At 46.5% G+C, this 19627-nt stretch carries 18 protein-coding genes and 1 riboswitch; of the genes, 7 read left to right on the plus strand and 11 right to left on the minus strand.

Features of this window, described 5'->3' with window-relative positions; genetic code table 11:
- Positions 1-8: 8 nt before the first annotated feature.
- Positions 9-929 (minus strand): 6-pyruvoyl trahydropterin synthase family protein, encoded by a 921-nt coding sequence (locus EV12_RS07340; RefSeq protein ID WP_036913993.1) that lies wholly within the window; start codon positions 927-929, stop codon positions 9-11.
- Between the two features lie 52 nt (positions 930-981).
- On the opposite strand from EV12_RS07340, the gene EV12_RS07345 reads away from it, so the two are divergent.
- From EV12_RS07345 to EV12_RS07360, 4 genes are all read left to right on the plus strand, one after another.
- Positions 982-1572 (plus strand): shikimate kinase, encoded by a 591-nt coding sequence (locus EV12_RS07345; protein ID WP_036913996.1) that lies wholly within the window; start codon positions 982-984, stop codon positions 1570-1572.
- Between the two features lie 2265 nt (positions 1573-3837).
- Positions 3838-4455, plus strand: coding sequence for a hypothetical protein (locus EV12_RS07350; RefSeq protein WP_036913998.1), 618 nt, complete (start codon positions 3838-3840; stop codon positions 4453-4455).
- Between the two features lie 10 nt (positions 4456-4465).
- Positions 4466-4672, plus strand: coding sequence for a hypothetical protein (locus tag EV12_RS14455; RefSeq protein WP_152563004.1), 207 nt, complete (start codon positions 4466-4468; stop codon positions 4670-4672).
- A 1482-nt stretch (positions 4673-6154) separates the two neighbouring features.
- Positions 6155-6481, plus strand: coding sequence for a DUF1499 domain-containing protein (locus EV12_RS07360; protein WP_036914004.1), 327 nt, complete (start codon positions 6155-6157; stop codon positions 6479-6481).
- Between the two features lie 224 nt (positions 6482-6705).
- On the opposite strand, the gene EV12_RS13695 is transcribed toward EV12_RS07360, so the two are convergent.
- The 7 genes from EV12_RS13695 to ruvB form a co-directional block, all read right to left on the minus strand.
- Complete coding sequence (locus EV12_RS13695) at positions 6706-6918, minus strand: hypothetical protein (protein ID WP_152562346.1); 213 nt, start codon at positions 6916-6918, stop codon at positions 6706-6708.
- 404 nt (positions 6919-7322) lie between these two features.
- Positions 7323-7505 carry a Nif11-like leader peptide family RiPP precursor gene (locus EV12_RS07365; protein ID WP_036914007.1) on the minus strand — a complete coding sequence of 61 codons (183 nt, stop codon included), beginning with the start codon at positions 7503-7505 and terminating at the stop codon, positions 7323-7325.
- Positions 7506-9733: 2228 nt separating this feature from the next.
- Positions 9734-11113, minus strand: a complete 1380-nt coding sequence (thiC, locus tag EV12_RS07370; RefSeq protein WP_036914010.1) for a phosphomethylpyrimidine synthase ThiC — start codon at positions 11111-11113, stop codon at positions 9734-9736.
- Between the two features lie 44 nt (positions 11114-11157).
- Positions 11158-11261: riboswitch (TPP riboswitch) on the minus strand.
- 131 nt (positions 11262-11392) lie between these two features.
- The gene (locus tag EV12_RS07380) at positions 11393-11611 is read right to left on the minus strand and encodes a DUF3188 domain-containing protein (RefSeq protein ID WP_036914016.1); all 219 of its coding nucleotides are present in this window, start codon (positions 11609-11611) and stop codon (positions 11393-11395) included.
- On the minus strand, positions 11608-12804 hold the full coding sequence (locus EV12_RS07385; RefSeq protein ID WP_036914018.1) for an amidohydrolase: 1197 nt from the start codon (positions 12802-12804) through the stop codon (positions 11608-11610). Before EV12_RS07385 ends, EV12_RS07380 begins: the two co-directional genes overlap by 4 nt.
- Positions 12801-13613 (minus strand): tetratricopeptide repeat protein, encoded by an 813-nt coding sequence (locus tag EV12_RS07390; protein ID WP_036914020.1) that lies wholly within the window; start codon positions 13611-13613, stop codon positions 12801-12803. The genes EV12_RS07385 and EV12_RS07390 overlap by 4 nt, the downstream gene beginning before the upstream one ends.
- Entirely contained in the window at positions 13610-14668 is a 1059-nt protein-coding gene (gene ruvB, locus EV12_RS07395; protein ID WP_036914022.1) for a Holliday junction branch migration DNA helicase RuvB, read from the minus strand. Before ruvB ends, EV12_RS07390 begins: the two co-directional genes overlap by 4 nt.
- 51 nt (positions 14669-14719) lie before the next feature.
- On the opposite strand from ruvB, the gene smpB reads away from it, so the two are divergent.
- Positions 14720-15217: an SsrA-binding protein SmpB gene (smpB, locus tag EV12_RS07400; RefSeq protein ID WP_036914024.1), complete on the plus strand. Its 498-nt coding sequence runs from the start codon at positions 14720-14722 to the stop codon at positions 15215-15217.
- 13 nt (positions 15218-15230) lie between these two features.
- Here the strand turns inward: smpB and EV12_RS07405 are convergent, their stop codons facing one another.
- Positions 15231-17246, minus strand: a complete 2016-nt coding sequence (locus tag EV12_RS07405) for a serine/threonine protein kinase (protein ID WP_241466530.1) — start codon at positions 17244-17246, stop codon at positions 15231-15233.
- Positions 17247-17352: 106 nt separating this feature from the next.
- Positions 17353-17697 (minus strand): hypothetical protein, encoded by a 345-nt coding sequence (locus EV12_RS07410; protein WP_052043468.1) that lies wholly within the window; start codon positions 17695-17697, stop codon positions 17353-17355.
- Between the two features lie 84 nt (positions 17698-17781).
- On the opposite strand from EV12_RS07410, the gene EV12_RS07415 reads away from it, so the two are divergent.
- Together EV12_RS07415 and EV12_RS07420 are read left to right on the plus strand one after the other, a co-directional pair.
- Complete coding sequence (locus EV12_RS07415) at positions 17782-18360, plus strand: glycosyltransferase (RefSeq protein WP_072015056.1); 579 nt, start codon at positions 17782-17784, stop codon at positions 18358-18360.
- A gap of 5 nt (positions 18361-18365) precedes the next feature.
- Positions 18366-18740 carry a hypothetical protein gene (locus EV12_RS07420; protein WP_036914028.1) on the plus strand — a complete coding sequence of 125 codons (375 nt, stop codon included), beginning with the start codon at positions 18366-18368 and terminating at the stop codon, positions 18738-18740.
- Here the strand turns inward: EV12_RS07420 and EV12_RS07425 are convergent, their stop codons facing one another.
- Positions 18741-19487 carry a glycosyltransferase family 32 protein gene (locus tag EV12_RS07425; RefSeq protein ID WP_193742179.1) on the minus strand — a complete coding sequence of 249 codons (747 nt, stop codon included), beginning with the start codon at positions 19485-19487 and terminating at the stop codon, positions 18741-18743. It lies immediately after the preceding gene.
- Positions 19488-19627: the final 140 nt, after the last annotated feature.

A 19627-nucleotide genomic window follows, 5' to 3' on the forward strand; every position in this document is an offset into this window, starting at 1 on the left:
ATGGTTGGTTAGTTGGCTGCCATGGCTTGAAAAACCTCAGGCATGGCTTCCAATCGTGGTGTTTCCGCATAGACCTCAGCTGCATTATTAGGGCTTTCCTGCAACCGCACCTTATGGAGATGGACTCCAATCGCTCGAATCGGAGCCGCCAAACAATCAGAAATGTGCAAGGCAATATTCTCTGCCGTTGGTACACAGTTAGCGAAATGGGGGATGTCTTTGTTTAAGAAGGTGTGATCAAACGGTTCCACCACAAGGTCATTCACGAGGCTTTGCAAAGCCCCTAGATCACAGACCATGCCTGTACGGGAGTCAATTTCTCCGCGCACGGTGATATCAACAAAATAGTTATGGCCATGCCCATGAGGCCGCGCACATTTGCCATAAATAAGTTCGTTCTCCTCTTGGCTTAGTTCAGCTCTAGCCAATCGATGGGCAGCCGCAAAATGGGTACGGATTGTGAGATAGGCATCCATGGCATCTCCGTGATAATCAGCCCAGAGGTTTTCTTGTTCGTAAAGCCGAATGGCCACGATAGGCAGATGAGAAATTAAACGAGTCCAGATGATCCTTAGCAGAGCCTCAGTCGTCGGCAGGCAGCCTTCTGGCCGAGAAAGATCAAACTCTGGCCAAGCATCATTAAGGAAGCGGAAATCAAGTTGATCGGTCACCTCAGACCGGATGGCGTGCTTCACCTCAGAGAGGTTCAACACCATGCCATCGACATTAAGCCCGCCAGCCATGGCGACGATCAACTCATAGTTGTGACCATGCCCAGAAGGCAAGGCACAAAAACCAAAGCGAGCAGCATTCTCATCCCCAGACAATTCTGGCAACCAGTAACGATGACTAGAGCTGAAACATGCTCGACGAGTGATCACACATCTGCGACCCTGTCCATGGCGTACCGAAACAGGGACGTCAGTCATTGATCAATCTGACCAGAAGTCATCCTAAAGATCTAATGCCCCTGCTGACCCAATGACCAATAAAAATAGCGATACCCCATCCCCTCATCCTCTCAAGCAAAGGCTTGGTGGTCGCAACCTCTATTTGGTGGGAATGATGGCTAGTGGCAAGAGCAGCACAGGCAGGCCTCTAGCCGAACAACTCAGCTATGGGTTTGTGGATACTGATGCCGTGATCGAACAACTTGCTGGCCAACCAATCGCCAAGATCTTTAGCGAAGAAGGAGAAGAAGGATTTCGAGCAATGGAGTCTCAAGTACTCAATGCCATTGGCCAACGCCATTCACTTGTTGTTGCCACTGGCGGAGGGATGGTGAGCAAGCCAGAAAACTGGGGGGTGTTGCATCAGGGCATCGTAATCTGGCTAAACCCTGGCCGACAAGAACTGCTCAAGCGTTTGCATGCCGATAGCGGCAATAGACCATTACTACAAACAGAAGATCCAGAAGCAGCCTTCGACTGTTTATTTGCCGAACGCTTACCGCTCTATGCCGAAGCAGACCTGCATGTGGAAGTGGGCGTAGAGGAACCAAACGGGATTGCGCTAAAGATTATTGAATTCCTGCCCCAGCTGCTATCGAACCCTATACAAATGAATGGTTAAAGCAACTATTTTGTCAATACTGTATGAATAGACCATTGAAATCCAGAGGACTGGCTCGATAGCCAGTTCAAATCAAATCAGACGATCCATCCTAGACTTGACGATTAAACGAAAACCTAAAGGACTTGAAGATAGTATATTTAAAGCTTCTCATGGGAATTTATTCTCTAACCACATCTAAATCATTGGACCAGGCAGATAATGCGGTCATATCTAGTTGTTAGAATAAAAAGATGACCGTGATAAATGCGCAAAGAACTATAACTAGGAGCACACCCCTATCGAGGCTCTAGTCAACACAATCAGGCAAAATAATGCAATCACATTAAAGCAGAATAGGCCCGAATAAAAGATTCAGGTATTGCAGCTAGAAAGAATCATCAAGAAGATAGACGACTATTTTCGAAGGCAAAGAAGAGATATCAATCTTTAGCTTGCTTATCCAGCTCAACTTATCCTCAGGCGTACCAGGTTAAAAATCAGCTTGTTGCCTCAAGCTAAATACACAAGGCCCAATAAATGAAACCAAACCAGAGGCCGGCAACAATACAACCAGCAGAAGGAATAAGGCGAATAATCTGACAGGTTAAATGAACTACTGCTAGTGGTTATTTAAAGGTCATAGCTCATCAAGATATGATAGATAGCATATAGGCTTTTATCAATGATAAGAGGCGGCTAGAAAAAGTGCGATCTCAAATAGAGGCGGTTCTGCGGCAAATTGAGCGGACTGGGTTGAAACCTAAACGGTATTGCAGCAAAGCTTATCCACAACAGGAACAAACCAAGAAGAGCACCGGAAGCTTTATCCGATTTTCAAGAAAGTACATTCAGGCAAGGAATTAGCAACCTGGAAGAAATTGAATCGATATCCATGGCCATGCTGGAAGGACGGGACCCACCAGCCCGCCTCTCGCGAAGGTAACGTATAGGTATATTTACCTAGCATTCGTCTGAATGGGCTGGGCCTCCAAGGAAGCAACGTGCAGCCAATCAAAGCAAAGCTAAGCAACGAACCAGAGAACTACGACCATGCCTTATCTTAATGCGCAAGTTTCTGGCAATATGTTTAACATATAACCTGATTGTTCAAGTAGTATCATACTAGTTCATGACTTACTAGCTTAGTAAAATGATAAATATTAATTGGATGGTGAGCTTATGAAAAGTTTGAATGCTAGAGTTGTCAGCATATGAAGTATTGATATTCAAATTGCAATATCGTCTAGAATTTATTCAGGCTCGACTCAGTCACCAAGGAATAAAAAAGGATAAAACCTCTTCAGGAATCATGTAGATCAGTATTAGAACAATTGCCAACCAATATTAACATTACTAGCAAATTGTCAACAACATCAGAGGGAAGACTAATCTCAACAAGAGGATTACGTATTATACTCTTAACTCATGGCAAGCATTTCTCTTATAGTTTTATTATAGATGGCCTAATTAAAGGATCTCAGCAACCTAACTCATATAGATATAAAATTCAAGCCTAAGAATTACTATAAAGGCCTTGGTTTCTGCCATAAATAAACATGCTACTGCCTATACTTTTTTTAGTAAGAAGGCAAATATTGAATTATGAATAGGATTGATTGCGGGACATATGCATAATCTATATTTGACTACATGCATTCGCCTGAAGTCATCCCAAAAAGCCTAGTTTCTTGGGATGATAATGATCGGACACAAAATATTTGTACACAGACAGGGCAGGCAGCATACGGAGGATGTGAAATAGTCTAATAATCAGTAGCCATATTTTATTAAGGAGAATAGTACTGAACTGAACATCCTAAGAAAAGCAAGGGCTGCAACTGAAAAGTCTAAGCAGGAATAGCACTCGTTTTCGACAACTAACTTCAGGGTTAAGGGCTTACTAGGTAATTTGTAGCCACAGCTAAGCCTTGAATAGGGCTTTAAATAAATATTACAAGAACTTCCTTGATGTCAAAACGAATATATGTGGCGGTCTAAAGCCAATAGAAAAAAGAGTCGAACTTTCCTAAGTTCAGTTTATTCCAAGATGGCAAACTATAGTGGCTGGTCAGTGAAAAGCGACGTTACAAAGATGGACTGGCAACCCTAAAGGATGGCTTTAATAAGCCAGATCAAGGAAAGCAAATATAGGCAGTCGCAGACGTCGCCTCCGGCAAATTAAACATGGCGGCACATGCAGGACGCTTCGGCGCAGTAGTTCATAAATACTCTATTTGAACGAGTCGTTCAAATGCGCTAGGGTCCGCAGACTGGAGTGCATCAATGACTGATTCAGCGATCGACTTCAAAGTCATCTCGCCAGACAGGCACAGTTCCGGATCCGAGTCAATCGTCCTTCCCGAGGCCCTTACGGAAGGATTGAATGATGTTCAGGTAGGCATCATGAGAGATACGGTTCATGCTGTCAATATCAATTCAAGGATTGCCGCAGAGCTAGTTCGAAGCACTGCGGCTGAGCTCCATCGCCTTAAATGCGTCCTAAAAAAGCAACAGGAATGGACAAGATTTAGAGAGTCTGGCGTCATCCCAATGACTGCAGGCCAGATCAGAGACCTAACCTCGGCATGGGAGTCATGGCTAAAGAATACCGACGTGACCGACCAAGAACTGGTTGGCACAAGCATGAGAACGCTGGCAGCAATTGGGAAAGCTGATCCTGGAACTCGAAAAGATGCAGTGGGTAAAATGAAGAGAGGTGAAAAGGTTACAGAGAAAGAGATCAGTGATAAGGCCATTGATGAGTTAGTTAAAGGCAACAAGGAGTGGAAAATAACCACATCAATGAAAAGGACGGACCTAATGAAAGTATGTACAGCGCTACGAGATGAGAATGAAAAGCTAAAAACAAAGATCAAAGAAATGCAAACCGTTACAATTTAAGGGAAACATGATGCCAAATACTCCTACGATTCAAGCTGCTCTGCACGAACTGAACAAACAGATGAACGATCATTGCCTAAAGGATATTATAGTCAATGGAAATATTGGACTATTGAGAGATGGCAATCCAATGGAATATACAGAGAAGGAATGGAATGCAATCATGGACTATCTAAAGGAAAATATCAATATTGAGATTATCGCTAGGGTCAATTAGTTGGAAGCATATGCGATGATTTTAGATTGATTGATTCCTGGTGAGAGATTGGATTGATAGTGATAAGAAAGTATCCGTACTAACGAAACTACGATGGGTTTTCCAAAAATAAAAGAAATCAAGAAGGATTCTGGATACAAAGATGATGTATTATCTCCAAATACAACCAGATTTTTACTGTATTAAATTATACTAGCAAGCCAATATTAGTCAGATAATCATTATTGGGCAAATATGTTATTTACTTCTATTTATAATCTTAGCAACACGTTTCTCAAGTCTCTAATAGGTATTGAGCTGGCCAACAAGTCAAGAACTTTATAGCAAAATCTATAGAAATCTATTGTAATTACTGCAAAACTTAAAATTAATAGTGATTCGGCAAAGTTTACGAAGACTAGACTGTCCTTATTGTTTTGGGCTATTAATTCAGAGAATATATTTGAATAAGTGAGTATTTCATAGCCATCAATAGCTATGATAGTCGATAGACAAGAGAGTAAGGTTTGATTGCCTTAGCTGTTTTTCGCATAATCCTTTCTAACTTAAAGTGAGTTATTGATAGTCTGAACAATAAGATGCTCAGTCTATAGTAGATTAAGTATATTTATGATCTTTTTTATTTCTATAAAATCAGGATAAGCATATAATATTGCCAAAGAAAAGCTTCGTTATAGAACAAGCAATAGAATATAGTTATCAAGAGTGGAAAAAGATATCAGATCAATAAAATTCACTCCTATTAGATCTTCATGCAATCCAAAAACCACCTGTCTTCATTATCGTGGAGTTGCTTATCATGCTATGCCAAATATTTATGACCCCTGATAAATAAGGCTATGATTGTTGTAAAGGCTAGACATTATGCTACCACTGCCCATCTTTTTTGATCTCCCTCCTGTATATCTTCAATATCTGTTAGCAGCTTCAGTTATAGCTTTAGGTACACTGGTTTCCAGTATATTATATGTGAAGACTAAAGATAGACTATGAGGGTTAATCTGCAAAGAGATCCTGCTGTCGTAATTATTTAGCATTGTGAATTTAAAAAGATAAACATGTACAAATACGCACTTTAAGTTGGTCGAAAAGGCAATTAGCCTACATCCCTGAAGATATTTGTGCAAGTATCAAACATTTAGACAATCCCTTCATGTCTCTTAGTGGCATGGGAAAAATGATAGCCATAAGTCTGATGATTAATCAATATTTAATCACCTCTGATTTTCACAAGACTAGAGAAGTATATATTCAACTTGTATAGAATACTGAGTAAAGCTTGAATTGCTATTAGTATGCATATTATTCATCTTTTAACATCATGAAATCCCGGAACGCTCTTTTCGATTAAAACCTTGCCATCCGCATTAGATACTACTCAATCGATATGCTACATTTAAAAGTGGTGATCTACGAGCAGATCTCTATAGGAATAAATCAATCCCTTAATACTGATCAAAGCACATCTAACTAAAACAACTAATGGTCTTAACAAAGGATGGTACTCTGTCAAGTTGTCTGATCCCTACCAACTGCGTGCTTGTCGAATGGAAGTTTGATAATGTAAAGAAGTCATATGATAAGCTTATATACATTGCTGAATCCTTACCAAGGATAAAAGTAGTAGAAAGGACAGAGAGTTATTGGCATGGTGTTGTGAGGAGCCTAATCTTTAGGTTCCCAGATGATCTTGAAATCCTAAAATTACAAGGCAAAGGAATCATTCAGGTTAGGTCTGCTTCGAGACTAGGTCTTGGAGATCTCGGTGTTAATAGAAACAGAATCAAAAACCTATATTCGCAATTATAAATTGATAACGCCTTAAATTACACGTCAAATTGCTGCATATATATAATATGTCAGATTATAATAGCTATATACAATCATTACACACATCTGTTAGTCTTTCTACAGCAATTAGTACGTGATAATAACAGAATTTAACATCTACTGTTGATCATTAAGAAGCCATGTGTCTGCCAAGTAGGTCTTGGCACTTAGATTTAAATGTTCACTATAAACTAGGTCTGATTTTACCAAATTCCTTCACCATTTCTTTTCTCCCACTCCTTCATAGATAATCCTGAACCAGAGCGTTGTGCATCTTTCAGTGATTTCCATCTTTCTTGGCATTCAGACAAAGTCCATTCTCTTGTAGCATCATTTCGATCTTCTTTTGACAACTCCTTTATCATTTCATCTGACGAGTGGTCAATGTCTGAGTTGGGTTCTTCTGGCTTAGGCATAGGTCTACTTAATCTGTTTATAATCTAATAAGGCTATAAACACTCAGGTGAAGACATATATTCTATCATCTGGCCTTCATAAATGGTAAAGATCACTAATTTACAATTACATCGCTTATGGACCATTTGTCTATTCTACCTTCGCAAACTACACTTCCATATTTCAGGCATAACTATTATCGGTAGCTAGAGTAGTATAAGTATAATCGTTAAAACAATTGCATAATGCATATATTGCCTAAATTACTCTTCAGTCTGCCTGTTAGGCAGCATAACTCTTAGGCTATTCAAAATTATAGCCTAAGATTATTTCAGATGCGTATAATTAGATAATAGGTGAATTGAAGATTGAGTCGAAAGTCAATGCATTTTGAATAATCCTAAGAGTATTGATCTTTTTTATTTCAGTTTGACAGTGAATCCCTCACCCACTCAGTATATGCTATTCGCAGATCGTCAGTTGTAATCGTAAAGCCAGCATCCTTAGCAATACCTACAAGGTCAGCCTTTTCTTCTTTAACTTTATCTTGTAGAGTTTTTTCTTGCTTGACTTTGGCCACAAATGCTTTCAGTTGCTCATAGGACATTGAATCTGTGCAATTATCAGTAAACTAGCAACCCTGTAAGTATAAAGATACATTCTTAATTAATCAAGATTATCAGTGAGTATGTGTTCAAAAAACGAGATTTGGCGAGTACATTCTTGCCCTATAGGGTTAGTATCTTTGTTCCAGTCGAAAGGCTGTTCATGCTATTGCCTTGTTCTTTTTTCTTAATCCTTCAACCTCACATCCGGGGCTACAGCTTGTTGTTTTGAAGAAAATGCTGGATGATCAGAACTTCAGTGTTAGATCGATCCTGATCAGTTTTCTTAAAATAAACTCGTCAAAACTCCACCAGCAATACTCATTCAATCATTAAATACTATTTACTCGCTATCCTATTCTCTTGATTGCGAGATCTAAAGACCTGCTTATTGTGGAGTTAGCTTATGTATAGTTTATCTAATGATAATCTAGCAAGCCTACCAATAAAGTTCCAAGGAATAACAGAAATCATTCAAATCCTTTTAGCCTACGTAGATTGTTCTATTGAATGGCATGCAACCCTTGACTGAGGCATAGAATAGATAAGAACAAGCATACCTACTATGTTCTCAGATTTTTTTAGTCAGACGAATCTGATCACGATGGCTTGCAATGCACTTCTAACCCTAATTATAGGATTTATGATCATCACAGGTCAACAAAAAGCGCATTGACTATTAAAAATAAAATTAAAATCAGGTTAATGAGCAAATTATTCAACCTGTCTAATCAAATATATGCTTAAATGGCTAGATTTTCTAATTGCTAACTAGAAACAGGCATAATATCACTCACAAGTGTAATGAAGACAAGTTTCATTAAGACTTGCTGAAAAATAGAGTTGGATATTTGAACTGAGATGCAGTTTTACAAACAGCACGTCTCCCTTCCGAATAGCAAGCCTGCTCAAGATTTCGAATAATCAAACTAAAAAGCTCAACTTTTGAGCATGCTTTTAGCATTAGTCACAATTAGCGTTTCATATAACACCATGACTATCCAAATTAGCAAGATTCACATTCTGGTCCTAAAAACCAAACCCTAAGTTAGTTGTAGCAGGAGAATTTGTAGACGCAAGCGGTGCCTGTACTGATTCCGGAAAACATAAAACTGTTTGCGAACCTGCCAAGCAACCAATCAAGAAGATGCCGAAAACCTGTAAAAGCTTCATAGCTTAAGGATTGAGCTTCCCAATAATAAACACTATCCAGTCTATTGCCAATATCATCGTGCAAAAATGTCTAAATCCAATTATTTCCAAGATTAGATAATCCAATCTATGCCTTGATATTGCACTGAAATACATATACATCTTTACATTGATCATGATTGAGCTTAACATCTCATATTTCTGATCATGTCAGCTTTTAGCGCTGCGACATCTCTTATAAGTGGTAACTTTGTAGCAATTAAGAATAATTAGGACTAATTAGTTGCCAATTCTAACGAAGCTCATGCTCTTTGAGTAAACTATTAAATGCCTGTATGCCTTCAGTAGATGTCCTAGAACACTGATGAGTGATTGATTTGAAAAAAGCATAATCTAAGCAACCAATTCGCTAGCCCATACAACAGCCCTAGCATAACTACTAGGTATAAATGCTTACCGATAGGGCCATCTTTCTGCCATGCCCTAAGTATCGGCACCCCTCTTCTAGGGTTTTGAATAAGTCCTTTCATGGCTGAGGCTACAGCGATAAAAGAAACTTACTGGGAGGCAGGATGTCATGAGTAGCCAATTAAGCATCGTCAAATTAAAGAATAAAGCCTGGCGCGGACGCATAGCACTTCGCCAACATTGAAAATGGTCATAACAATTAGTGAATGACTTAGTAGCTGAAAGACAAGTCTGCAACTGATTCCTGGTGCGGAAATCAATACGCCAGATGTGTTGAACAAATAATTCTCAATGGCAGTAAATTTTCTGGACTATAGTTTTTTCAAGAAGCAAATCTAAATACCCAATTATGAAAAATGTATAGCGCAAAGTGAGAAGATAGCAGGTCTTAAAGAAGATCGCTATTGGCCTTTTCAAAGGTTGCCAACAGGAATGGCTCTAAGGCATCAATGGCTTAACATCTATTTATGCTTGGCGATAAAAGCAAAACATTATAAGAGCGAATATTCTAGAATTTTAATGGGTTTTTCATTGCATCATGGCCAGATACATTATCTATGCAAATATCACATAAGAGTCAAGCAAGTGATGATTTGATTGTTTCACCCTTCTAAGCTGACAACTCAGCCTTCCCTTTACTTTGTAGAGATTTTTCGAGACCTTCCAGATCCTCATCCGTAATTTTGGTCTGCATTGGACAGTGCTTTGGACCACACATTGAACAAAACTCAGCTTGCTTGTAAATGTCAGCTGGCAAAGTTTCATCGTGATACTGCTTGGCTCGCTCTGGATCAAGTGAAAGCTCAAACTGTTTGTTCCAATCAAAGTTGTACCTTGCTCGGCTTAATTCATCATCGCGATCTCGAGCACCCGGCCGGTGACGAGCGATGTCAGCGGCATGCGCAGCAATTTTGTAGGCAATCAAGCCCTCACGAACATCCTCAGGGTTTGGCAGACCCAAATGCTCCTTCGGGGTCACATAACAAAGCATCGCTGTTCCATACCAGCCTGCCATCGCCGCGCCAATTGCACTCGTGATGTGGTCATAACCCGGTGCGATATCTGTCACCAAAGGGCCAAGCACATAAAAGGGTGCCTCATTGCACTCTTCCATCTGCTTCCGCACATTGAATTCGATCTGATCCATTGGTACATGACCAGGACCCTCGACCATCACCTGCACGTCATGTGCCCAAGCTCGCTTGGTCAATTCTCCAAGGGTCTTCAACTCGGCAAGTTGAGCTGCATCAGAAGCATCGTGCTGACAACCAGGGCGGAGAGAGTCACCAAGTGAAAAACTGCAGTCGTAGCGCTTGAAGATCTCGCAGATGTCGTCAAAGCGGGTAAAAAGAGGGTTCTGTCTGTGGTGATAAAGCATCCACTGCGCCAGGATTCCACCCCCGCGACTGACGATGCCTGTCAGGCGTCCCTTCACCAGCGGAAGGTGCTCAATCAACAAGCCGGCGTGAATGGTCTGATAGTCGACACCCTGCTGGCAATGCTTCTCAATGATGTGTAAAAAGTCATCTTCATCGAGCTTCTCAATCGAGCCATGCACGCTTTCCAACGCCTGGTAGACAGGCACAGTGCCGATCGGCACGGGTGAAGCATTGATGATCGCCGTGCGCACCTCATCAAGATTGACCCCTCCAGTGGATAGATCCATCACGGTGTCTGCGCCATATTTAACTGCCAGCTCGAGCTTCTTGAGCTCTTCAGCTACATCACTGGCATTAGGTGAGGCGCCAATGTTTGCATTCACCTTGCAGCTGGAGGCGATACCAATCGCCATCGGCTCTAAATTTGAATGATTGATGTTGGCAGGAATAATCATCCTGCCCCTGGCCACCTCCTCCATGACAAGTGATTCAGGCAAGTTTTCACGCCTGGCCACGTAGTCCATTTCTTGAGTGACAACGCCCTGTCGAGCGAAATGCAATTGCGAGACATTGGCCTGACCCTTACGGGCAGCCACCCAAGAGGCGCGCATGATCAAAAGGCGAAAGTGAAACCAGGTGGTGGCGGAAAACCAATGATCACGTCATTTCACTTCCCTGCGCCGGCACAACCCGTATCAGGTTCGGAGGGTGTGATCTCAGCCACTCAGAGTTTGCTGAGTGGCACCCCTAGTGTTTTTCAAAACCTAGCAGTGGTTTTGGATCAGAGCCGCAGTCCATTCCGCTAAACGTGCAAAACCGCATGGATCTTGTCCTGCAGCGCTTCAAGGTCCAAGTGTGATAACGACATAGAGGTGTTCAACATGACGACGTCAGTGCTCCTCGGTTTGGGTGCTGCGAAGTGCCACAAGCAGCTTTCTGCGGCGACGGCGGCGGCCCACCGCCCCGCTGACAATTAGACCAGCACCCACCAAAACTGCTGGCAGTGACTGCAATCGATCGCTGCCCTGCCGATGCATCAAACCGAGCATGGCCAAGACGATCAGCAAGGGGGCTGCAAGAGATAGCAAGGGATAGCGAAGACGCTTCATGTCCTCTCCAAAGCCAGCCTTGAACGCTCATCCATCCAAGCCAATAGGGTGGCGGTCAGCACCCGAATCCCCACACCAAGACTGCTCTCCTCTAGGCAGAATTGACCATTGTGTAAAGGCGCGCACCCCTTTGGACCGCTAACCCCTAATCGGAACATCGTTCCACGTACCTTTTGTAGTAGTTCTGCAAAATCTTCAGCACCAAGAGAGGGTTGTTCAAGCCGCAACACACGCTCTTTCCCTAACTGAGAGATAGCACAACTTTCCAATAGGTCTGTGAGCTCAGGATCGTTGTAAACAGGCGGAGTAATGCTGCGATAGCGCACGATCGCCTCTGCCCCAAAACTTCCACAGATGGCCTGAACAATCTGCTCGATCCAAGCTGGGAGCTTGTCAAAAACAGCCCCATCCAAACAGCGGACCGTACCCAGCAACCGAACTCGATCTGCAATCACATTGAAAGCCTGACCACCTTCGATCTTGCCGAAACTCACCACCACAGGATGCAGAGCATCCAAGCGACGACTGATCGCCTCCTGCAGTCCACAAACAACTCGAGCGGCAAGCCAAATGGCATCCATAGCCTGATGAGGCCTTGCACCGTGGCCTCCTTCACCGATCACTTCGATGTCCAACTCTCCCGCAGCAGCCGTCAAGCACCCACTGCGTACACCGATACTTCCAGTCGGCAATTCCGGACAAACATGAACCCCAAAAAGGGCCTCGAGGCCATCGGTCGCCCCGTCCATACGCATCCAACGAGCCCCTTCGCACAATTCTTCTGCCGGTTGAAACAACAGCCTTACGCCTATTGGCAATGACTCCTCTTTGGCCAATAACCTGGCAACCCCAAGGCCAATGCAGGTATGCAGGTCATGGCCACAGGCATGCATCACCCCCTCTCGCCGTGAGGCATAAACAAGCCCTGTGAGCTCTTCTACTGGCAGGGCATCCATATCCACCCGCAGGCCCACAAACGGACCACCGCTTGGCCCCAACTCCGCCAACACGCCTGTGCGCCCTACCCCCTCAGACACCCGCCAACCATCCCTGCGCAACTGACCGGCCACAAGGACTGCCGTCTGATGCTCCTCACCACTCAGTTCTGGATGAGCATGCAGATGGCGCCGCAACTCAATCAGCTCGGGCAAAGCTTGATCAAGACGCTCGCTCCAATGAAGAAGGAGAGTCATGGAGCCTCCAACAAAGCAAGGAAATCCATCAGATCAGCCGTGGGCTGTGGTGGCCATCGGCGGATCTGCAACAACCAATCCCGTTGGCGATAGCGGCTATCAAGCCCGACTGCAGCAGTCCAGTGGCTTTCAGCTTCACCAAATGAACCGTAATGCCATAAAAGACCGCTAAGGGCCGCACGAGGATCGGCAAACATGGGATAACGGCGAATCAATGCACGCAGTTCCTTCTCCGCCAGATCAAATTCCCCCAGCTGATAAACCGCTAACGCCTTGCTGGAGCTAGCCATCGCAAAGCCTGGGCTGGCGTCAGAGGCCTTGCTGTAAAGAGCTTCTGCCTGCAACCAATCGCCCTGAGAGCCCACAACATTGCCCAGGTTGAAAAGAGCCGATGCATTGACAGCATCGCGCTCAAGAATCCAGTTGTAATCGCTGGCGGCTTGCTGCCAATGCTGCAATGCCTCCTCAGCAATACCACGGTTGAGATGAGGGTCAAGCTCTGCTGGGGCCAATTCCATGGCCCTAGCTTGATCAACGATCGCACCCTCCGGATCACCCAAAATCAACCGCACATTGCCGCGATTGCTCCACGCCGCAGGCTGATCGGGCGCAAGCTCAAGAAACTCATCCCAAAGAGGTAGGGCTGCTTGAAAATCACCCTGTCGAGAAGCCTCGAGTGCCTGCTCAAAAAGAGGCTGAAGTGCTGGGGTAGCTGCTCCAGTGACGGGATCCATCACCAGCAACAGCGCAACTAAAAGCAACCCTGACCATCTAGACGCCAAGTTTCTCAACCCCTGGAGCAAGCTCATGGCAACGCCGGCCAACCGAGATGGCGTCGCCCCGCGCCAGTCACCACGCGCCCACGCGGAGTTCGCTGCAAAAAACCCAGCTGCAACAGAAATGGTTCTACCACTGCTTCAAGAGTGGCTGGATCCTCCCCCAAAGCGGCAGCCAAAGTCTCCAAACCGACCGGGCCACCGCCATGAGACTCCAGCAACAAGTCCAACAAGCGCCGATCACTGGCATCAAGACCCCGAGCATCGACCCGATGCAAAGTGAGAGCCTCATCCACCAATGCAGCATCGATCAAGCTCTCCCCACCACAGACACTCGCTACATCACGAACCCGTCGCAGCAATCTGTTAGCGATCCTCGGCGTACCCCTACAGCGACGAGCAATCTCCTGGCAGGCTTGCGCAGTTAACTGCAACCTCAGCAGGCCCGCCGCCCGCTCAACAATCGCTTGCAGATCCTCCAGGCCATAAAACTCCAATCGTTGAATAAGACCGAAACGATCCCGCAGCGGCGAGCTAAGGGCACCAGCGCGGGTGGTAGCACCCACAAGGGTGAACGGAGGCAGCTCCAATGCCCTGGTGCGAGCGGTACTGCCCTTGCCCACGGTGAGGTCGAGACGCCTATCCTCCATTGCTGGATACAGCAATTCCTCAGCAACCCTTGTGAGCCGATGAATCTCATCAATGAATAAAACCTCGCGAGGTTGCAGATTCACCAACAGACCAACGATGTCACGAGGGCGCTCGAGAGCAGGCGCACTGGTAACCCGACACTTAACCCCCAATTCTTCAGCCAAAACCATGGCCATGGTGGTTTTGCCCAAACCCGGAGGGCCGTAGAGCAAAACATGATCCAAAGCATCGCCTCTGCCGATGGCCGCCTTAACGGCAATCCCCAACACCTGCTTAAGCTCACGCTGACCGATGTAGTCCTCCAAACGCCTAGGCCTAAGCCCATCTTCTCGAGCTGGACTGGCCTCTTCAGGCAAAGGCGAAGCATCTACCACCCGAGACTTTGCTGCTGGCGGCTGGGAATCAGCTCGGCCAGCACTGGAAGACACAATCGCCATGTTGGAAGAGTACCGATCCCTGGATAGGGTCGAAAGCATCGGTATACGCAGATGGCCAAGGGAGTAAACAAAAAAGCGACTGCTGCAGCTCGAGCCGCGGCCAACCGTCTACTCGCGGACAACCGTCTGGCAAGGCATCAATACGAGATCCTCGACACCCTCGAAACTGGCATTGAATTGGTGGGAACCGAAGTCAAGTCAATCCGGGCCGGCCAAGCCAATCTCCGCGATGGCTTCTGCCTGATTCGCAAGGGCGAGCTACAGCTCCTCAACGTTCATATCTCCCCTCATAGCCATGCCGGCAGCTACTTCAATCACGATCCACTACGAACACGCAAACTGCTCGCGCATCGACGTGAGATCGATAAACTTCGCGGCCAACTCGACAGAAAAGGGCTCACACTGATTCCCCTCAACCTTCATCTCAAAGGTTCATGGATCAAACTCACCATTGGGTTGGGCAAAGGTCGCAAGCTGCACGACAAACGCCAAGAAGAGAAACGCAAACAAGCCGATCGAGAAGTGAAGTCCGCTCTGGCGCGCTACTGATCAGCCAAGGGGGTCAATGAGGCTGAAGAAAGTTTTCTTTCGCCGAAGCACGAGGCAATGTCGATGTTCGAGAAGGGTGTTCTGACCGACCAAGGAAACCAGTAGCTGAATCCGCCAACGGATTCGGATCCAAAGCTGGTAAAGACATAGAAGCTTTCTGATCGGCACGACAAGAGAGGGTAAATAAAGCTGTTGCCAACCCCTCGTTGGTCACCAGCACTTGCACAGGCGAGCCTGCTTCTCGCTCAAGGGTCACCACGCGCAACGATCCGCGCTCGGCAATGACATCACCCTGTGAGCCATAGACGGTCATCTGCATCAACGGCGTGCCATTGATTTCTAGTACTAGTCGATGCCCAGGAGGCACCTGAATAGAAATCAAGCGCGCAGCCCCAGGAGAAACCCTTGTAGAAAACACCGTGGGAATTGAAGGTCTGGCCTTGAGGGTCTCGATCTGCACATCAGCCAGGCTGCGCAGAGCTGCCGCATACCAGAACTGCAAATAGGGCTCTGAAGGCTTCTGATCATTGAACGAACCCAAAAGCAGTTTCTGTGCTCCTGCCGTAACCAACTGCTCAATCACACGGCCATGCACCCCCAATTCGCTCAGACCTTCACGCTGCTCCTGCCAGTCAGTGTTCTTCAACTCACCTAAACGCCGGCGCAGCTGAGGCGATAGCTGTTCGATCCTGACCAACCATTCCTCAGCCAAGTCATTCCAAACCTGGCGCAAGGGAACATCATCCAGAGCATCGGAGGGGAAGCGACCACCTCTATGAGGGAAACGAGCCAGCACACTGGCATCCACCAACTGCAGAAACCAACTTTGTTTGACCTGCAAAGCACGCAGCCGACTCAATAACTGCTGCCGATCATCCACCTCTACTGCTGATGGGCTCTCCACTGGAAGATTGCCCACTAAATCTCGATCCCTGGCAGGCTCCATCCCTAGCTGGGAACTACGACTGAGCAAGAACCAGCCAATCGCCGTGCCTACCAACGCAGACGCCAACAAGGCACCTACAACAGACCAAAGGCTGCCTTCAGCGGCCTGCTCCCGTTCTTCAGCCCGCCGCCGCAGCGGCTGATTGACAGAACGATGCTCCGTCAAGAGCGATTGCGAGGTACACGAGGGGGGATCGGATAAAGACACTGCTTGAGGCGCGAGTGCCAGAGTGCGATCTGCTATGAGCTTAGGACCGATGCTTTCGGGCATGATCAAAGATTGAAGGGCACAGATCACATCCGATGCCTTTTCAAAACGCTGGTCAGGAGCCTCACTCAACATTCGCTCCAACACGTGGCGAAAAGACCCATCCACCTCAAAAGACTCTGGCCAGCCCCAAGACTGAACATCACTGTTCCAAAGTTCCTCGGGGCAACGACCAGTCAGCAAAGTCAGTGCTGTAACGCCCAAGCCATGCAAATCCATCCAAGCTTCAGCTGTTTCGCTACTGCTCTGAGCAATTGAGGCATACGCTGAAGTAACACCACCCCAAGGGATAGTCCCTTGGGGCTGCAGTAAGCCAAAGTCCAACAGCACCGGCAAGCCGTCCTGATGACGCCTCAACAGGGTGCTGAGATTGATATCACCATGCACCAACCCCTTGGCATGCAACGCAATCAAAGGCGGTAGCAACTGCAAAAGCAACTGCAACACTTCTCCAGCACCGAAGACCAACTGACGCTCGGCCCGTTTCTGCTGAAGCTTTCGATAAGTAACACCCTCCTGCCAGTAACGCACCGCCCAGAGGCTGACATCCGCCTCGAACAATTCGCCACAACGCGGCAACTGGGGATGGGAAAGAGATTGAAGCTCAGGCCAAAACTTCTGAAAGCGCTGCCTTGTAGCGGCATCGCTGATTTGGCGGAGCACAACCGATGTGTCACCTTCGCGGATGTCGACCCCACGCCAAAGCACACCCTGGATCGAGTTCGAATTCTGGATGGTCGCATCCAACCGATAGCGCTGTGCCAGCACAGTGCCGGCAACCACGGCGCTGGGTTCGCTCACGTGACGCCGAAGCATTGATGGGCTGATCGTACTAATGGTCAACCCATTGCAACCGCTTCCGCAAAGTTAAACAGCAGAATCGACTCGTTTCAAGAAGAAAAGATTGCCTTAAAAATAATCTTTATCGCTGAAGATTACGTAGACTTAAACCTGCAGAAAAAAGGACTACGACTGTCAACAATAATATGGACAAAACTGCATCTGAAGCCCCATGCATGAAAACAGCTGCGATTGACCCAAGAGCAGTAACCGGTCCCCAGCAAAAATTCATCAGCAACGTGGCTTCATTGCTCACCTGACAACGCATTAGAAAGCCATCATCAACGAGCACCAAGCCTGAGCCCGCCACCGCCAATATGAAAGCAGTTGCAATCGCGACCAGAATGAGGGAAGGCAACTTCAAGGAATCAATCACGATAAGAGTCAAAGAAATGCAGCCGTGAGAAGTGCAAAAAGCAATGGCCAACGGCTGCCTTCCCTATCACTCATCCAAAGCTGTCACTCTTGCCGACGGAACGGTGCTCCAGCCAGGAGAAAAGTTGGCACATTTGTGAATCGGTCGCTGGAGCCATACCGCGGATGCCACTCCATGATTAGAGCCATTCCTGAACTGCAACGTCTTGAACCAGATGCCCATTTATTGATAGCTGGCAAGACAGAAGGCATAAGTTACGGGGCCGCTTGCCCAGAAGGTGAATGGAAAGATGTATTCCTCAAAGAGATCAAAGGTCAGTACGACCCCAGGAAAGTTAGTTTCTGTGGCAAAGTCGCTTACGAAGAGTTTTTACCAATACTTCAGCTTTCCCAAGTACATGTTTATTTAACGTACCCATTCGTTCTGAGCCGGAGCCTGCTTGAAGCGATGAGCACAGGCTGCGCAATTGTCGGTTCCGCAACAGCACCTGTGCAAAGAGTGATCGAACACGAATACAATGGATTGCTGGTGGATTTCTTCAAATCCAAAGATATTGCAGCAGCTATTACGGAACTGTTGCGTGATCGAGGCAAGGCAAAGAGGTTGGGTGAAGCTGCTCGCAACACTGTGCTGAAAAGCTTTGAACTCAATCATGGTGTTATGGAGCAACTCAGTCTTATCCAACTAGTCGCTAGTGGCGCCCTAGGGAGTTAATAGAAATGAATGCAGAACTGTGCGTGGAGAATTTCCTTAAAGAAGCTGAGCGGCTAGGGGTAGAGGTGCGCTGGCAAAACGAGAGCATGCACAGCCTCGATGCGGCATATCACGCAACGCCAGGACAACCTGGGGAAATATTGCTGACTCGAAAAGCCAAAAAGCCCAGCCCAGTGGAACTCTGCACCCTGATCAGCCACGAAATGGTGCATGTGCTTCAACACTGGTCTGGCGATCTTCACGCCACACCGCTGCTCTGCTGGCCAACCAATGGCTCATCAGCAGGACGAAAACTTTCAAGGCAAGAGAGAGGCTTACACCGCCCAGAACTACCCCGGCCGCGTTCTCAAAGCTATTCGTGCTTTGAGGCCTCCATTTAATCAGCCGTAAACCTTTCGCTGGATCCATAGATCAGCGTAATTGTTAGTACCCTCCCGTTGTCCGAACAACACATCACCAGGCGCCATCCAGCCCTTCTTGAACAAGGCAATAATCTGACCATCCGGCAACACAAAGGAGAGATTACGGCGTGGGTGATTGGGGGTAAGGGCCATCAAATGACCAAAAACATGCTTTTCAGATGGAGAATCAGCAGCGATAGCAGCACCCAGCACCGAAGGGCCCGTTGGCGAATAGATCGTTGGGCCGTAATACTCCTGCTGGCAGTGACGTACAGCCTTGTTAATCGCGAGCTCCATCACTGGATGTCGCGGGGTTGCGTAAATCAGCGAATTAGATACATCAAACAAACTCCTGACAGGCACCACACCATCACCCAAATCAAAGAAATAGACAAGCTCCACATCGCTCCCAACTGGGCTCACCGGTTGACGCATCCGAATGCTGATGTCGGCGTACCAACCTCCAAATTGATACAGCAAGCAGTAACGCCCCAGATCAGCCTTATAGGCATAGGGTCGCAGTTTGTCGTAAGCCGCCACCACCTCGGCATCGAAAGCCTGTTCGATGAATGCGCGCAAAGTCTCACCGCTGTGACGAATGTAGTTGTAAGCAGCAAAACATTGCTGCACCGAGCCTATTGCCGATTGAAGCAACTCTGGAGGCTCAGTGTTCTGCTCGGAAATGAAGATCTGAAATATCGAATCAGGAGCAGAAGAGGTCACCATCAAGAAGTCCAGCGGATTGCAAAAGGCAATCATCTAAAGCTCAGTAAAGCCAAACATTGAAAAAGTCAAGGCCCATCCAAGCTCAAGAGATAGAACAGCAATGATCAGAAAAATGCTACACCCGTAGCCGCACGGCTATA

Source organism: Prochlorococcus sp. MIT 0701 (genome assembly GCF_000760295.1).
Classification (GTDB): domain Bacteria; phylum Cyanobacteriota; class Cyanobacteriia; order PCC-6307; family Cyanobiaceae; genus Prochlorococcus.

Coding starts and splice junctions, on each gene's coding strand:
- EV12_RS07405 (WP_241466530.1), bottom strand. CDS start 17,246: ATGCTTCGGCGTCACGTGAGCGAACCCAGCGCCGTGGTTGCCGGCACT.
- smpB (WP_036914024.1), top strand. CDS start 14,720: ATGGCCAAGGGAGTAAACAAAAAAGCGACTGCTGCAGCTCGAGCCGCG.
- thiC (WP_036914010.1), bottom strand. CDS start 11,113: ATGCGCGCCTCTTGGGTGGCTGCCCGTAAGGGTCAGGCCAATGTCTCG.
- EV12_RS07385 (WP_036914018.1), bottom strand. CDS start 12,804: ATGACTCTCCTTCTTCATTGGAGCGAGCGTCTTGATCAAGCTTTGCCC.
- EV12_RS07380 (WP_036914016.1), bottom strand. CDS start 11,611: ATGAAGCGTCTTCGCTATCCCTTGCTATCTCTTGCAGCCCCCTTGCTG.
- EV12_RS07360 (WP_036914004.1), top strand. CDS start 6,155: ATGGTCTTAACAAAGGATGGTACTCTGTCAAGTTGTCTGATCCCTACC.
- EV12_RS07365 (WP_036914007.1), bottom strand. CDS start 7,505: ATGTCCTATGAGCAACTGAAAGCATTTGTGGCCAAAGTCAAGCAAGAA.
- EV12_RS07340 (WP_036913993.1), bottom strand. CDS start 929: ATGACTGACGTCCCTGTTTCGGTACGCCATGGACAGGGTCGCAGATGT.
- EV12_RS07350 (WP_036913998.1), top strand. CDS start 3,838: ATGACTGATTCAGCGATCGACTTCAAAGTCATCTCGCCAGACAGGCAC.
- EV12_RS07345 (WP_036913996.1), top strand. CDS start 982: ATGACCAATAAAAATAGCGATACCCCATCCCCTCATCCTCTCAAGCAA.
- EV12_RS07390 (WP_036914020.1), bottom strand. CDS start 13,613: ATGAGCTTGCTCCAGGGGTTGAGAAACTTGGCGTCTAGATGGTCAGGG.
- EV12_RS07420 (WP_036914028.1), top strand. CDS start 18,366: ATGAATGCAGAACTGTGCGTGGAGAATTTCCTTAAAGAAGCTGAGCGG.
- ruvB (WP_036914022.1), bottom strand. CDS start 14,668: ATGGCGATTGTGTCTTCCAGTGCTGGCCGAGCTGATTCCCAGCCGCCA.
- EV12_RS14455 (WP_152563004.1), top strand. CDS start 4,466: ATGCCAAATACTCCTACGATTCAAGCTGCTCTGCACGAACTGAACAAA.
- EV12_RS07425 (WP_193742179.1), bottom strand. CDS start 19,487: ATGGTGACCTCTTCTGCTCCTGATTCGATATTTCAGATCTTCATTTCC.
- EV12_RS13695 (WP_152562346.1), bottom strand. CDS start 6,918: ATGCCTAAGCCAGAAGAACCCAACTCAGACATTGACCACTCGTCAGAT.